Genomic DNA, 15,159 nt, shown 5'->3' with positions numbered 1-15,159 from the left:
TGAATTATTTTATAATCATCGAAGAATTCAAAAGGGTTTGGGTTTTAAGACACCAAATCAAATGGCCGAAGACTTTTATAAGTTGGCTGCCTAGAATCTCCCAAGGGAAAGTCTCCTGATAATTCAGCGTATATCAACATGGAGTATGTCTAGATAGCCGTATTCGATTGTTTAATAAAGCCTTTGATCTTAGCCACTCCTTAGATGATGTAATTGAGATAATTGATAAACGCAGACAAGACCCTTTGGTACGTAAAGAAATATGGTTAGTTATTGGAAATGCTTTTTCGCACCAGCATTTTATATCTCAACTTAAAAGTCCAAGTACAGCTCTCCCTGAAACTGTTCAAGCATATCAGTTACTAGATACCTGGTTTAGTCAAACTTCAAACCAAGATGTAGATATGAAGATATTTGTGTCTCCATAAGTTGATTGATTTAAATTTGTTTTGGTAGAACAGATTTTTTGTCCTCAATCAGCTTAATGACAGCATTCAGATTTTCAATCAAAACTACCTGAGCGTTAAGCTGGGCATCTTTAGCATGAATATCTTTTTGCATTTGTGTTAGCTGATGTTTTAGGGTTTCTAACCCTTTTTCATATTCAGCTAGTTTAGCAGAAAGGCTTTTAACTACTTGTTCTTTAGAAAGGTTGGTTTGTTGTTCTACTAGAAGCTGTTTATCTATCTTAGTTAATTGATTAGATATATTTTTATTTTCACCTGTCAGTTGTTCGTTGTGCTGTTTGGATAAAGTAAGTTCGGTATCCAAGGCCTGATTATGGCTTTTTAGATTTGTAATCTCGTCTTGTTTAATCACGATGGTTTGTTGCAGTAGTTTTATTTCTGCCTGTACCTGTTGTACCTGTTGTTCATGTTTACGGTTTTCTTGGTCTCGTTGTTCTTTCACAGACTCACGATAATGTTCTAGCGACTTTTGGGCATGTTGGTACTTTTCTTCCAGTGATTTCTGGAAATTTTTATGGTTAAAAATTTCTTCTTTTAGACTAATAACTTGCTGTTCTAGTGAAGAATTTTGAATTTGCTTTTCTTGGAGCAAGGCTTTGGTATTGTGGTAAGCATCTAACTCTTGTTGAGAAGCTAATTCGAGCTGTGTCAAACGAGAGGTGAGGGACTCTATTTCATTATGTAATAAATTTACAGACTTTTCATGTTCCTGCTCTTTGTCTAATAACATTTGTGTGAGTTTTTCTACTTCAATATTAGCTTCAACTTGCAACTGTTCTGCAAGGCAATGAATTAAATGTTCAATAGATTCACTAATTGTAATTTTCTTGATTGTTCCTTTTTCTTCTTCTATTTCCAATTCTTTTAAATACTTATGTATTGTAGTTTTTGAACCAGTATTGCCTAATGCAATTCGTACAGCATCAACAGAAGGGTATTGTCCTTGAGAAATTAGAGTATCTCTAACTTTCTGTATATCACCTTTACTTAGTCCAGAACGAGCCATGATACAATTCCTACAATTTTATTATGTATTACATGGTACATAATTACATACCGAAAAATCAAATATTATGAAGAAAATTTATACAAAAATTAAGGCAGGATAAGATGTAGTTATCCTGCCTTATTAGCTTTTAGATAAGAGAATATGGTAATTTTATTACATAATTTAAAGGGGGGAAAAATAATGCTAAGTTTTGATGAATTTTTGGATCAACAGGAAGAAGAGCCAAATTATTTACTTTTAGAAGTTCCAACTATACTTTTAGGGAATATTACCTTAGAAAGTTACTGGCAAAAATATGATAGTACTTATAGCTATAGGGTTGATCCTGAAGACCCTAAGATTCCGTTGCAAAGACATGTACATATTGCCAAAACAAAACATACTGCAAATAAAAATATGCAAGTGTCATGGAATGTAAATGGCACTAGACACGATAAGGGTTCATTTAATGATAGTGTTGGTAAAAATAAAAAAGTTCGAGAAATTGCAAAGAAAGTTCTTAAATTAGATGGTGGTATTACCCTTGAACACTATACGGAAAGCGATACCGATAATACACTTTTACTTGAATGTGTATATAATACTGAAAATATAAAAATTTTATTAATTAACTAATTGATTTTTAATTAACTTTTGATAGTGAAAGATTCCTAAAAATTTAGTCCTAGCATGCTTAAAATATTAAGCATGCTAGGTACAAATATTGTTATCTATAATTGATTTCCACACTGGCATGTACAATTTCTTCATGTATAGACAAAGCACGTTTTACGATTTCTGGGGTTAAGTTATGATCCTGTGTATCAAGTGCAAGAATACTTGAGAACTTGCCTTTACCCACTTTCCAGACATGCAAATCTGTAATCTGTATCGTTGGATTTAACTCAGTAATAACTTCCTGAATTTCCTCAACCACTGGCTCTTTCATTTCAGCATCTAAAAGGGTTTTACTGGTTTGTTTAATTAAACCCCATGCCCATTTGGAAACTAAAATTGCCCCCACGATACCAAGTACGGCATCAAGGAAATTCCATCCAAAATATTTTGCTGCAAAAAGGGCAATGATTGCCAATACTGAAGTGGTTGCATCTGCAATAACATGAAGAAAAGCAGCCTTTTGATTTAGGTCATGTTCATGGTGGTGGGAATGATGGTCATGGTTGTGGTGATCATGATGATCGTGGCTATGATGGTGATTGTCATGTAGTAACCATGCACAGACCAGATTCACGATTAAACCTAAAATGGCGATTAGGATTGCTTCATTATAATGAATCTGTACTGGGTTAAATAATCGTTCAATTGAGCTATAACACATCATAGCAGCAACAACCATTAATAAAATAGCACTGCTGTAACCTGCAAGAATTTCAATTTTCCATGTACCAAAACAAAACCTTTCATCATTGGCATAGTGTCGAGCAGCACGGTAGGCAACATATGCCAATCCCAAAGCAACCATATGTGAACTCATGTGCCAGCCATCAGCAAGCAGTGCCATCGAGTTAAACACAATCCCACCAAAAATTTCAGCAACCATCATGACGCCTGTAAATATCGTTGCAATCAAGATTTTTTTCTGGGCTAAGCGGTTACCCTCATCAAATTGATGAGAGTGTTGGGTTGATAAAAGATTGAGCATATTGTTATTTCCATGTTAAAATACCCCATACAGTATATTTCCATTTGGAGTAAACTTTCAATGGCTCATTTACAGCACAATAGGAAAGTCCTGAATCGTATTAGTCGTTTGCAAGGGCAAATGAATGCAACCTATAAATCGGTAAGTGAGGGTAAAACACCGTGTATAGAGGTATTGCAACAAGTTGCTGCAATTCGTGGGGCTGTTCATGGGCTAATGAACGAACTATTAGAAGACCATCTAAAAAATCATGTTCTCTCCGATAGTTACGATGAAACTGAACTGGAAATTTTTCTGGATTTATTAAAAAAGTACAAATAGGACTTGCTTTGTATTTTTTTACTTGTATCTTAACCTTGTTCAAAGATTTTGCTTGATGACCATGCTAACAGGTAAGTATTTCAAACTTATGCTCGCATTTACCTTGTTGTTGTTTACTTTTACAACAACGGGCTTGTATGCGTGGCTGCCTGTTATTGTTAAAAATATAGACCATCAGCATCAATTAAATATTTCTGTTCAATCAGAGAGTTTAAGCCAGTGGTCGTTAGAGCATCATGACCATGATGAAGCCATCGCTGATGACAGTAAAAACCATCATTGGACAAGTTATGATGAACCTACCTATCATCATTCCGTAAAGCCTGTTCATGCTGATGATGAATTGGCTTTAGACCCTGTGTTTATTCTAAGTTTTATCACTGCTCTTATTTTTCTGTTCCTAAAGTTATCTGAACATCGGATTCGGGTATTTGACTTTAGGAAACGAATATTTATTTTACGTAATTCCTATACCTATACAAAAGCTCTTATCGTTCTAACAATTTGATTTTTCTATACAAAAAATAATTCTTCATTTTTTTGTATAGGTAAAGTCATGTCTAAAATTTATCAGATATTCCTTGCCTGTGGTTTAGTAGCAACAGCGACTCAATTATTTGCAGAATCTAATTACGCACAGCTACAACAACAGGTAATTTCAAACGATTCAATTTTGAAGAGTTTGCAACAGTCTCAACACGCATATGCCATAAATCAGAAATATGCCGGTAGACTTAATAATCCTACGTTTAATCTTGAATTAGACAATTTAGGTAATTCAGACCTTAAAGATCTTGATGGGCCAACGACTATGATTGGTTTGTCCCAGGATATTCCTCTCAATAATAAACGCGCTTTGCGTAGGCAGTTGGCAGGGTTTCAAGGGAATAATAACCAATTTGAGGCATTGAAGCGTCAGGCTGAATTAAAAGCCGATTTCCGTGTTTGTATGTCAAATTGGTATGCGGCTTCAAAACGGGTAGAAATTTATTCTACCGAAAGCAAGATGAACGCGAGACAAGCCCATGTTCTGAATGAAAAATTGAAGTTTGGCAGAGTAATTCCATCTGATGTTCAATTGAGTTCAGCTTTATCGTCTGAATCAAAACTACGTTATCAGAACGAAGTGAAGAAAGTTCAATTTCAAAAAAATCTGTGTTCCAAATTCATATCTGTATTACCTGATCAAGCAATAGAAGTTCCTTTAAGCATTAACTTTGCGGATAAATTGAGCTTATCTGAACAAGAAGCCTTGCTTAAAACTCAACTGGCTAAAACCCAGTATGAATTAGCTAAAAAAGAAGCCGTGCCAGATATTACGCTGGGTTTAGGGGTAAGGAACTATCAGGAGACCAATGATCAAGTTTTCTTAGTTTCTACATCTATTCCCCTATCTGTTTTTAATCGAAATAAGGGGAGCATTGCACTTGCACAAGCGGAGCAAGTACATGCAGAAACTCGTTCTATTCTCGTAAACCGTAACTCCAAAATTGAATTAGAAAATAAGTCTATTGAAGTATCGAACCTGATTGATTCGATCAAAAATTATGATCAGTCCATACTTCCTGCCACCAAAGAAAGTTTGAGAATTGCTGAAATGGGGTATCAGGCAGGAAAAATTTCTTTACTTGAATTCAATACTATTAAGCAAATTTGGTTGGATAAACATCTCGCTCGATTCGATTTGTGGTTGGCTTTGCAAAATCAAATTGCAGAGATTGAAAAAAACTACGTCACCAATTTAGAGCAGGAATATGGGGAACAACATGAATAAAACCACCAATACTTTAATTGCAACAGGTGTTGTTGCATTACTGATTATCCTGTGTGCGATTGCTTGGTATAAGACAGGTAATAAACCACAGGCGAGTTCAGGTGAAGCGGTAGAGGAAAGCGTTACGGTTGCAGGTGATGAAAAAGGCCCACATGGTGGACGCTTATATCGAGATGGCGATTTCTCTACGGAAGTTAAGATTTTTGAGGAAGGTGTTGAACCTCATTTGCGTGTATATGGCTATTTCAAGGATAAGCCCTTAAAGCCTCAAGAACTTACAGCAAATATTTTCATCAAACGTCTTGATGCGGAACAGAATATTCGCTTTGTTCCTGAAAGTGACTATCTGATTGGAAATGAAGTGATTTATGAACCACATTCATTCTTGATGATGATTAATGTTGAATATCAAGGCAAAAAGCATACATGGCAATGGGACACCAAAGAAGGTCGTGCCAATATTCCCGATGCCAGTCTAAAAAGTAGCGGACTGGAATTATTAACGGTTCAACCGATGATGTTTGAAAATAGCTTACAGCTTAAAGGTGAGCTGAAATTTCCAGACAATTTTGAGAGTTTTATTACCCCAAAAGCAAGCGGTACACTGGTTAAAACCTATCGTACCATTGGTGATAAGGTCAGTCAGGGTGACTTGTTGGCAACCGTACAAAGTCAGGATGTGATTCGTTTAAATGCGGAACGTACCATTGCTCAGGATACCTTGCAATTTACACGTAAAAAAATGGAGCAAGAACGGGCTTTATGGCAAAAACGTGTTTCCCCTGAAATTGACTATATTAATGCCAAACGTGAATTTGATAATGCTCAGGTCCGTGTCAATGAGTTAAATAACATGATTAGCTCATATGGTGGTTCTAGCAATGGAATGATTGAAGTACGTGCTGGCATGTCAGGTACAGTGTTGGAAATCCTCAGTGCCATTGGTACAAATGTTAATCCATCTACCCCGATGTTTAAAATTGCCAATACCTCACAGCTTTTGGCAGTGGTGAATATACCTGCTGATCAATTGAATGTGGTGAAAGCAAGCAATAAAGTCACCATCAAGTCACAGACAGCAGATTCAGAAGAAGCACTGGGGCGTATTAAATATATCAGTGATGTGATTGACCCTAAAACTCGTACCGCTCAAGCCTTTGTTGAAATTCCCAATCAGTTTAACTGGCGTTCAGGTCAGTTGATTTCAGCACAAATCTTTGAAAGTCAATCCATGAAACCGATGGTGGTGCGTGAAGATGCACTACAAACCTATCGTGACTGGGATGTAGTTTTTCTTCGTGTTGGTGATGACTTTGAGGTTCGTCCACTCGAATTGGGGGAAAAATTCAATGGCTTTGTTGAAGTCAAATCGGGTTTAAAAGTTGGACAAAAATATGCAGCAGGTAATTCTTATCTTATAAAAGCAGAGCTGGGTAAATCCGGCGCTTCTCATGACCATTAAGGAGTAGCGTTTATGTTTGACCAAATTGTAAAGCTCTCGATAAAGAATCGTTGGCTGGTACTGATCATTTTCCTATTCATAGGGGCATTTGGCGTTTACAACTATTTTAAACTGCCCATTGATGCTGTACCCGATATTACCAACGTACAAGTTCAAATTAACAGTGAGGCCCAGGGCTTATCTCCAACCGAGATGGAATCCCAGGTCACCTACCCCATTGAAACGGCTTTGGCTGGTATTCCTAATCTGGACTATACCCGATCAGTATCCAGATACGGCTTATCTCAAGTGACTGCGATTTTTAAGGAAGGCACGGACATTTACTTTGCCCGTCAGCTAGTGAATGAAAAGTTGCAAGGGGTTACACCAAGTCTTCCAGGAGGTATATCGACTTCTATGGGTCCTGTTTCTACAGGACTTGGCGAAATCTTCATGTACACGGTGGAAAATGCAAAAAACAACCCGACTCCACTTTCACCGACTGAATTGCGAACACTTCAGGATTGGGTGATCAAGCCTCAGCTTCGAAATGTCGAAGGTGTGAATGAAATCAATACGATTGGTGGCTATTTAAAACAATTTGTTGTACAGCCCGACTATGCGTATTTACGAAGTATTGGTCTAGATCAAAAGACTATTTTGGATGCTATTTCTAAAAATAGCATGAATAAAGGTTCAGGCTATATTGAGAAGAATGGTGAGCAGTACTTGATACGTTCTGATTCTCAAATCAGTTCGATTGAACAAATTCAGAATATTCCGATCACCACAAGCAATGGTTATATTTTGCGTTTAAAAGATGTGGCAAAAATATCGATTGGTCACGAGTTACGTACAGGTGCAGCAACTAAAGATGGGCAAGAAATTGTCTTAGGTACTGCATTTATGCTGATTGGTGAAAACTCGCGAAATGTTGCTCATGCGGTAGATCAAAAGTTACAAAAAGTCCAAGAGTCATTGCCAGAAGGTGTTGAGGCAAAAGCAGTTTATAACCGTACAACCTTGGTTGATGCGACGATAGACACGGTGAAGAAAAACCTTCTAGAAGGTGCAATCCTCGTTATTGTCGTTCTTTTCTTATTTCTTGGACATTTCCGTGCAGCGCTCATCACTGCGATGGTGATTCCTTTATCAATGCTCATGACCATTACAGGCATGGTGAATCAACGAATCAGTGCAAACTTAATGAGTTTAGGTGCGCTAGATTTCGGGATCATTGTCGATGGTGCTGTCGTCATTGTTGAAGCTTCACTTGCAAAATTAGCGATGAAGCAGAAAGAATTAGGACGAATACTCACCCGTCAAGAACGATTCACGACGGTTTTTGAAGCGACTAAGGAATCACGAAAAGCCATTCTCTATGGTCAGTTGATCATCATCTTGGTGTATCTGCCTGTCATGACGCTTACTGGTGTTGAAGGCAAGATGTTTACACCGATGGCAGCTACAGTTGTTATGGCTCTCGTGGCTGCAATGGTTCTTTCGATTACTTTTGTTCCTGCAATGGTGGCTTTGGTCACGACAGGCGAAATTAAGGAAGAGGAATCGAAGATTGTTCATTTCATTAAGAAAGTTTATAGCCCAATTTTAGATTGGTCTTTGAGTCATCGTTATAAGCTGATCGCGTTCGTAGCAATTTTCTTTGTATTCAGTGCGAGTCTTTCAACTCGTTTAGGTTCCGAATTTATTCCCTCATTAGATGAAGGTGATGTGGCATTACATGCACTTCGAATTCCTGGAACTTCTTTAACTCAAGCTGTTGAAATGCAGTATGCGCTTGAAAAAGAAATCGTCAAAATTCCTGAAGTGAAAACCATGTTTGCCAAAGTGGGGACAGCTGAAATTGCGACTGACCCAGTTCCACCAAACGTCGCTGATAATTTTGTGATATTGAAACCACGTAGCGAATGGCCGAATCCTGACAAGGAAAAATCAGCTGTCGTTGCCGATATTGAACGTGTGGCAAAAGGCGTTTATGGCAACAACTATGAGTTCACTCAGCCGATTCAAATGCGTTTTAACGAACTGATTTCAGGTGTCCGTACAGATGTTGCAGTGAAGATTTATGGTGATGATTTAGATCAGTTGCTTGAATCTGCAAATGCTGCAGCGAAAATTTTAGAAGGTGTGAATGGAACAGCCGACTTAAAAGTTGAACAGATGAGTGGGCTTCCAATGGTGTCTGTTGAACTCAAGAAAGACATGATTGCGAACTATGGGCTAGATGCAGAAGATGTGCAAAAGCACGTTTCTAATCTAATCACCGGTGAAACAGCAGGTAAAGTATTTGAGGGTGATCGTAAGTTCGATATTGTTGTGCGGATGGATCAAAACTCAGTAACTGACCTGGAAAAACTGTATCAAATTCCTGTCAGTTTGCCTGATGGTTCAAGTGTATTGTTGTCCGAATTGATTGAATTGAAGAATATTCAAGGACCCAACCAAATTTCTCGTGAAAATGGTAAACGTCGTATTGTGATCACGGCAAACGTGCGTGGTACTGATATCGGTAGTTACATTGCTGATGCACAATCAAAATTAAACTCTGATTTCCAAATGCCAGAAGGTTACTGGCTCACTTGGGGCGGTACTTTTGAACAAATGGAGTCCGCCTCTAATCGACTTATGATTGTTGTACCCATCGCTTTGATTTTGATATTTGCAATGATTTATATGGCCTTAGGCAATATCAGAAATAGTGTGCTGGTCTTTACTGGTGTGCCTTTTGCATTAACGGGTGGCGTCATTGCTTTAGCCCTCCGTGATATTCCTTTCTCTATCTCGGCTGCTGTTGGTTTTATTGCTTTATCGGGTGTTGCAGTACTCAATGGTTTGGTACTCGTATCGGCCATTCAGAGATTGCGTGATCAGGGTGAAGGGCTGATTGATGCAGTAAAACATGGTGCATTAGAACGTTTGCGGCCAGTGCTGATTACTGCACTGGTTGCCTCTTTGGGCTTTATCCCTATGGCTTTAAACGTGGGGATTGGTTCAGAAGTACAGCGTCCAATTGCAACCGTTGTTATAGGGGGAATTATTTCCTCAACGCTACTTACCTTGATTATTCTGCCCACCCTGTATGTTTGGTTTAACCAAGCTCGTCAGAAAAAATCTGACGATTTCGCTGAGCAGAAAGGGTAGAGAAGTTCAATATGATGGCAATAGTGCAAGATTCAAAAATGAGATATGTGATGATGTGGCTGGTTTGCATCATCAGTCTTGCACTATGTCTGCATTTTAACGAGCATGCGACTGAAAACCGCTTTCAAGAGCATGCCTATGTAGATGTGATTCATACTCATCATCATGAGGTAAATCAGCAACATTCACATCATCATCAAGATACCTATTACGAACATTTTTCTAATGTTGCATCTCTCAAAGAAATAGCACTCATCTTGCTTCTGTTAGGTGCGCAAATATTTGACCGTACGAAGAAATACGCTCTATTGCTTGCAAGTCGTATTTTTAAACCTCCAAAAAAATCATGAGTTTTTTGAACCATTTTTTAATTTTTGGAGTTTGATTTAGATGCAAATTATTGATTCACATTATGTGAAACTCAAAACCTATTTAAAGCTGTTGATTGCTTTATGTATGGTCTTGATAAGTCCTGCACTTTTTGCTCATGGAGTTGCAGAGGGTGACAAAGGCTATATACAGGAAATCTACGGTGTTCATGTGATCCCCTTTATTTATCTGGGCGCCAAACACATGGTTACAGGTTATGACCATTTATTATTTCTGGTCGGTATTATTTTCTTCTTATACCGTATGAAAGATATTGGTTTGTATGTCAGCCTGTTCGCCATCGGTCACTCAATCACAATGCTGATTGGCGTGTACTACAACATCTCAATGAATGCCTACATTATTGATGCAATCATTGGTTTCTCTATTGTTTATAAAGCCTTAGATAATTTGGGTGCTTATCAAAGATGGTTTGGGTATCAACCCAATACCAAAATTGCAACCTTAATTTTTGGTCTGATACATGGTTTTGGTTTAGCCGTCAAAATTCAGGAGTATGAAGTTCCTGAAGATGGTCTATTGGCAAATTTAATTTCATTTAATGTCGGTGTTGAACTCGGTCAGTTCATGGCTCTGTGCATTATTTTGCTATTTATGACCATGTGGCGAAAAACCCCTTACTTCTTTAAAACAGCCTATCAAGGTAACGTCTTTTTGATGTTTCTGGGCTTTTTATTGGTCGGCTATCAGCTTACTGGCTTTATCACACAATAAGGATTGAATTATGTACAACACTGAAATTCCAAAAGACATTCAACTTCCATCTTCCAAGAAGCTGATTAAATCAACAGCAATCGCAGCCGTTAGTGCGGTAGTTGTATTGGTGACATGTGTGATGCCTGCTGAATACGGTATCGACCCAACAGGTATAGGAAAAGCCATCGGTTTGGTTGAGATGGGAGAAATTAAACAGTCTTTGGCTGAAGAGGCTGAACAGGGATTAGGCGAAAACACAGGTGGTTTTGCAGAAGAGTTTGATATTTCTGGACAAGATACGGGTGTTTCAGAGGCAACTCAAGCTCTCGGACAAACAGAAGCCAATACAACGGCTTTAAGTGAACCAACCACAATGATGCCTGCCGTGACCAAAGAATCCATTTCGATTGACCTCAAGGCTGGTCAGGCAACAGAAGTGAAATTGGCAATGCCTAAAGGTGCAAGTGTTAATTTCGACTGGAAAACATCAGGTGGTGGTTTGAATTTTGATACACATGGTGACCCAGTGAATGCCCCTAAAGATTTTTATCATGGCTACGCTAAAGGGCGTAATGAAACACAGCAGTCAGGTACTTTAACTGCGTCGTTTGATGGTAGACATGGCTGGTTCTGGCGAAATCGTACTGAAGAAACTGTAACTGTGACTTTAAATGTTGAAGGACAGTTCAGTGAAATGAAACGAGTTTTTTAATCTATACCTCATCTTTTAAGGGTGAAAATATCCTTAAAAGATTTAAAAACAGTAACCAAACTTATCAGGAATATCAAAATGTTAAATTTCTTTAAACATCCATCATACAAGCATTTAGTGTTAGTGCCTGTTATTGCACTAGGTATAACCACCATGACAACTGCACAGGCTGAAACACAAACTGCATCTGCTACACAGACTGCTAAACCTGCTATCGCTAAAAAAACGGTATCTATTACCTTAAAACCAGGTCAAGCGACTGAAATCAAACTTGCAATGAATAAGGGAGCAAACGTCAAGTATGAATGGAAGTCCACAGGAGGCTTAAATTACGATACGCATGGTGACCCAGTGAATGCCCCTAAAGATTTTTATCATGGCTATGGTAAAGGTCGAAATGAGACTCAGCAATCAGGGACTTTAACGGCTGCATTTGACGGTAAACATGGTTGGTTCTGGCGAAACCGTAACAAAGAAGCTGTCACAGTCACTTTAACAGTTGAAGGGCAGTTTAGTGAAATGAAACGGATTTTTTAATCTATTCAGGGACATTTAAGGGCAATGCTCTTAAGTGTCCTATGGATAAAGCAGATGAATCAGGAGAGCCGATAAAATGTTTACAGTATTAAAAAACACAACATATAGACATCTATTTCTTGCACAAGTGATTGCATTAATTGGTACTGGCTTAATTACGATTGCATTGGCTTTACTTGCCTATGATATGGCTGGAGAAAAAGCGGCACAGGTTCTCGGCATCGCACTGGCAATTAAAATGATTGCTTATATTGCTGTTGCACCTGTCGCTTCGGCTTTTGCAGAACGATTACCCCGAAAAAAGGTTTTGGTTGGATTAGATATTATTCGGGCATTAACAGCACTTTGCTTACCATTTGTAACCCAAATCTGGCAGATTTACCTGTTAATTTTTATTCTACAATCCGCATCAGCAGCATTTACCCCTACATTTCAGGCAACGATTCCAGATGTATTGCCTGATGAAAAAGATTATACCAATGCCTTATCACTCTCTCGTCTAGCTTATGATTTAGAAAATATTATCAGCCCGATGTTGGCAGGCTTGCTACTGACAGTGATTAGTTATAACAATTTATTCTTGGGTACAGTCATTGGCTTCATTGGTTCGGCATTATTTGTTGTCAGTGCAAAACTACCTGTCGCAAAAATTCCTGAATTTAAAGGTATATATAGTCGAATCAAACAGGGGGCGAAAATATATTTTAATACTCCACGATTGAAAGCCTTACTTGCCTTAAATCTAGCGATTGCTTCGGCAAGTGCTGTCGTTATCGTCAATACAGTGGTACTGGTCCAATCAACCTTTAAACTGACCGAACATGCAACGACTTGGGCTTTTGGTCTATTTGGTCTTGGCTCTATGCTTTCAGCATTTATATTGCCTAAAGTTCTTGATAAATTTAATGATAGAACAGTGATGCTAACAGGCACAACCATACTGACAATTGGATTATTCACAGGCTATTTCATTCATTCCTATGCTTGGTTGTTGGCATTGTGGTTTATTTTGGGTGTGGGATATTCAGTGGCTCAAACACCAACAGGGCGATTAATCCGTAAATCAGCATCCAGTGAAAATAGAACAGCTTTATTTGCAGCACAATTTGCGTTTTCTCATGCTTGCTGGTTAATCACATATCCACTAGTAGGCTGGTTGAGTACAACCTTTGGAACATTATTTACGTTTATACCAATGGCAATCATTGCTGTACTGGCACTAATAATGGCAACGTTATTATGGTCACAAACAGATGAAGAAGCCAAAGTACATACACATGATAATTTACCATCGGATCATGAGCATTTGAAAGAACACCAAATCAATGGGCAGCATGTCCATGAATATATCATTGATGAATATCATCAAAAATGGTTGAAATAATGCTTGGCTATTTAAGTTTATTTATCAGTGCTTTTGGAGCTGCTACTTTACTACCGCTTCAATCAGAAGCTGTACTCGTAGGTCTTATTAGCACTGGAAAATATTCAGTCGTTTTATTGATTGCTGTTGCAACAATCGGAAATGTTTTGGGTTCATGTGTAAATTGGTGGTTGGGTACTCGAATTGAGCAATACAAAGATAAGAAATGGTTTCCTGTATCAGAAACAAAATTGTCTCAAGCACAAAAGCTATATCAGCAATATGGTTCACCAATATTGTTATTAAGCTGGATTCCTGTAATTGGTGACCCGATTACTTTAATGAGTGGGGTCTTAAAGGAAAAATTTAGCACATTCTTTATCATTGTATTTATTGCTAAGTTATTGAGATACCTATTCTTGTACTTAATATTTTTAGGTGTATTTCTAGCATAGTTTAGTTGTGGTAGGGAGGAAATATGGTTGTAAACTCAGACAAATCTATTCAACATTATATAGATGCTTCTGTTCGTAAGAATACACAAAAGAGTTATCAAAGTGCGGTACGCCATTATGAAGTTGAGTGGAAAGGATTTCTTCCAGCAACAGCAGACAATATTGCTCAATACCTGATTGATTATGCAGATAAACTATCCATTAATACACTTAATCAACGGCTAGCAGCACTTGCACAATGGCATATAGAGCAGGGATTTCCAGATCCCACGAAAGCATCTGTAGTTCACAAAGTATTGAAAGGTATAAAAACCCTACATCCAACTCAGGAAAAACGAGCCAAACCTTTTCAGATTGAACAACTCTACAAAGCTAATAAATGGCTAGATGAAGCTATATCCGATGCCCAAGAAACAGGTAACAGAATTGCTGAACTTCGCCATACACGTAATAAGGCATTCTTATTACTAGGATTCTGGCGAGGTTTTCGTGGTGATGAACTCACCAGACTTAAAATAGAATTTATCGAAGTGAGCCAAGGCGAGGGAATGGTATGTTATTTGCCCCAAAGCAAAGGCGACCGTCATAATAAAGGTACAAGTTTTAAAGTCCCCGCACTCAACCAATTATGTCCTGTCACTGCTTATACCGATTGGCTTCAAATCAGTGAGCTTACAGACGGGGCAGTTTTTCGTTCAATTAATCAATGGGGACAACTTGGTAAAGAGGGGCTTCATATTGATAGTCTTATTCCACTCTTAAGAAAATTATTTGCTGAAATCGGTATAGATTCACCTGAATTATATAGCTCACATTCGTTAAGACGAGGCTTTGCGAATTGGGCAACAGTAAACGGTTGGGACATGAAAATGCTTATGGAGTATGTAGGCTGGAAAAATATCAATTCAGCAATGAAATATATTGAGACTACAAATCCATTTGCTCGACATAATTTAGAATTAAAAAACAATCATCAAAAGGAATAATAACAAGTGGTTGATATTTATGAAACAGCTTATCCACGCTTTAAATCTAGTTTAACAGCAGAAGAAGTTAAATCGACTGATGTGTGCTGAGAAAACAGGAGGTTTTAACTTGGTAAACTATAGACACTCATCAGGAGTTTACCATGAGCAAGAAACAGAAGACTTACACCGCAGAATTTAAAGTTGAAGCAATAAAATTGATTG

General features: G+C 38.0%; 15 protein-coding genes and 1 pseudogene. 14 read left to right on the top strand and 2 right to left on the bottom strand.

Translation table 11 applies throughout. From position 1 onward, the window contains the following. Positions 1 to 167: 167 nt before the first annotated feature. On the top strand, positions 168 to 428 hold the full coding sequence (locus MF4640_RS16430) for a hypothetical protein (RefSeq protein WP_155771042.1): 261 nt from the start codon (positions 168 to 170) through the stop codon (positions 426 to 428). A 10-nt stretch (positions 429 to 438) separates the two neighbouring features. Here the strand turns inward: MF4640_RS16430 and MF4640_RS16425 are convergent, their stop codons facing one another. Further along, positions 439 to 1,473: a DNA-binding protein gene (locus MF4640_RS16425; protein ID WP_078390282.1), complete on the bottom strand. Its 1,035-nt coding sequence runs from the start codon at positions 1,471 to 1,473 to the stop codon at positions 439 to 441. Positions 1,474 to 1,617: 144 nt separating this feature from the next. Here MF4640_RS16425 and MF4640_RS16420 point away from each other — a divergent pair, with 144 nt between their 5' ends. Further along, the gene (locus tag MF4640_RS16420) at positions 1,618 to 2,091 is read left to right on the top strand and encodes a DUF6367 family protein (RefSeq protein WP_078390281.1); all 474 of its coding nucleotides are present in this window, start codon (positions 1,618 to 1,620) and stop codon (positions 2,089 to 2,091) included. Between the two features lie 91 nt (positions 2,092 to 2,182). Here the strand turns inward: MF4640_RS16420 and dmeF are convergent, their stop codons facing one another. Beyond that, positions 2,183 to 3,118, bottom strand: coding sequence for a CDF family Co(II)/Ni(II) efflux transporter DmeF (dmeF, locus tag MF4640_RS16415; RefSeq protein ID WP_078390280.1), 936 nt, complete (start codon positions 3,116 to 3,118; stop codon positions 2,183 to 2,185). A gap of 60 nt (positions 3,119 to 3,178) precedes the next feature. Here dmeF and MF4640_RS16410 point away from each other — a divergent pair, with 60 nt between their 5' ends. From MF4640_RS16410 to MF4640_RS16355, 12 genes and pseudogenes are all read left to right on the top strand, one after another. Continuing rightward, entirely contained in the window at positions 3,179 to 3,439 is a 261-nt protein-coding gene (locus tag MF4640_RS16410) for a metal/formaldehyde-sensitive transcriptional repressor (protein WP_004708970.1), read from the top strand. 61 nt (positions 3,440 to 3,500) lie between these two features. Then, positions 3,501 to 3,947, top strand: a complete 447-nt coding sequence (locus MF4640_RS16405; protein ID WP_078390283.1) for a hypothetical protein — start codon at positions 3,501 to 3,503, stop codon at positions 3,945 to 3,947. Between the two features lie 48 nt (positions 3,948 to 3,995). Continuing rightward, on the top strand, positions 3,996 to 5,213 hold the full coding sequence (locus tag MF4640_RS16400; RefSeq protein WP_078390279.1) for a TolC family protein: 1,218 nt from the start codon (positions 3,996 to 3,998) through the stop codon (positions 5,211 to 5,213). Beyond that, entirely contained in the window at positions 5,206 to 6,675 is a 1,470-nt protein-coding gene (locus MF4640_RS16395; protein WP_078390278.1) for an efflux RND transporter periplasmic adaptor subunit, read from the top strand. Before MF4640_RS16400 ends, MF4640_RS16395 begins: the two co-directional genes overlap by 8 nt. 12 nt (positions 6,676 to 6,687) lie before the next feature. Beyond that, positions 6,688 to 9,816, top strand: a complete 3,129-nt coding sequence (locus MF4640_RS16390; RefSeq protein ID WP_078390277.1) for an efflux RND transporter permease subunit — start codon at positions 6,688 to 6,690, stop codon at positions 9,814 to 9,816. Between the two features lie 11 nt (positions 9,817 to 9,827). Further along, complete coding sequence (locus MF4640_RS16385) at positions 9,828 to 10,166, top strand: hypothetical protein (protein WP_005403915.1); 339 nt, start codon at positions 9,828 to 9,830, stop codon at positions 10,164 to 10,166. Positions 10,167 to 10,206: 40 nt separating this feature from the next. Further along, a complete protein-coding gene (locus tag MF4640_RS16380; protein WP_078390276.1) occupies positions 10,207 to 10,920 on the top strand; it encodes a HupE/UreJ family protein in 714 nt (237 codons plus the stop codon). 10 nt (positions 10,921 to 10,930) lie between these two features. Further along, on the top strand, positions 10,931 to 11,614 hold the full coding sequence (locus tag MF4640_RS16375; protein WP_078390275.1) for a transmembrane anchor protein: 684 nt from the start codon (positions 10,931 to 10,933) through the stop codon (positions 11,612 to 11,614). Positions 11,615 to 11,749: 135 nt separating this feature from the next. Further along, positions 11,750 to 12,151, top strand: a pseudogene (locus MF4640_RS16370) (transmembrane anchor protein); the annotation flags it as partial. 76 nt (positions 12,152 to 12,227) lie between these two features. After that, the gene (locus tag MF4640_RS16365) at positions 12,228 to 13,535 is read left to right on the top strand and encodes an MFS transporter (protein ID WP_004677549.1); all 1,308 of its coding nucleotides are present in this window, start codon (positions 12,228 to 12,230) and stop codon (positions 13,533 to 13,535) included. After that, positions 13,535 to 13,969 (top strand): YqaA family protein, encoded by a 435-nt coding sequence (locus MF4640_RS16360; RefSeq protein WP_004708954.1) that lies wholly within the window; start codon positions 13,535 to 13,537, stop codon positions 13,967 to 13,969. The genes MF4640_RS16365 and MF4640_RS16360 overlap by 1 nt, the downstream gene beginning before the upstream one ends. A 23-nt stretch (positions 13,970 to 13,992) precedes the next feature. Then, entirely contained in the window at positions 13,993 to 14,955 is a 963-nt protein-coding gene (locus tag MF4640_RS16355) for a site-specific integrase (RefSeq protein WP_078390274.1), read from the top strand. The last annotated feature ends 204 nt before the right edge of the window (positions 14,956 to 15,159 follow it).

Origin of the sequence: Acinetobacter sp. MF4640, assembly GCF_002018895.1 — a bacterium.
Lineage (GTDB): Bacteria > Pseudomonadota > Gammaproteobacteria > Pseudomonadales > Moraxellaceae > Acinetobacter > Acinetobacter johnsonii.
The sequence above is the reverse complement of the archived record's forward strand: the minus strand, read 5'-3'. Positions and strand labels throughout refer to the sequence as shown.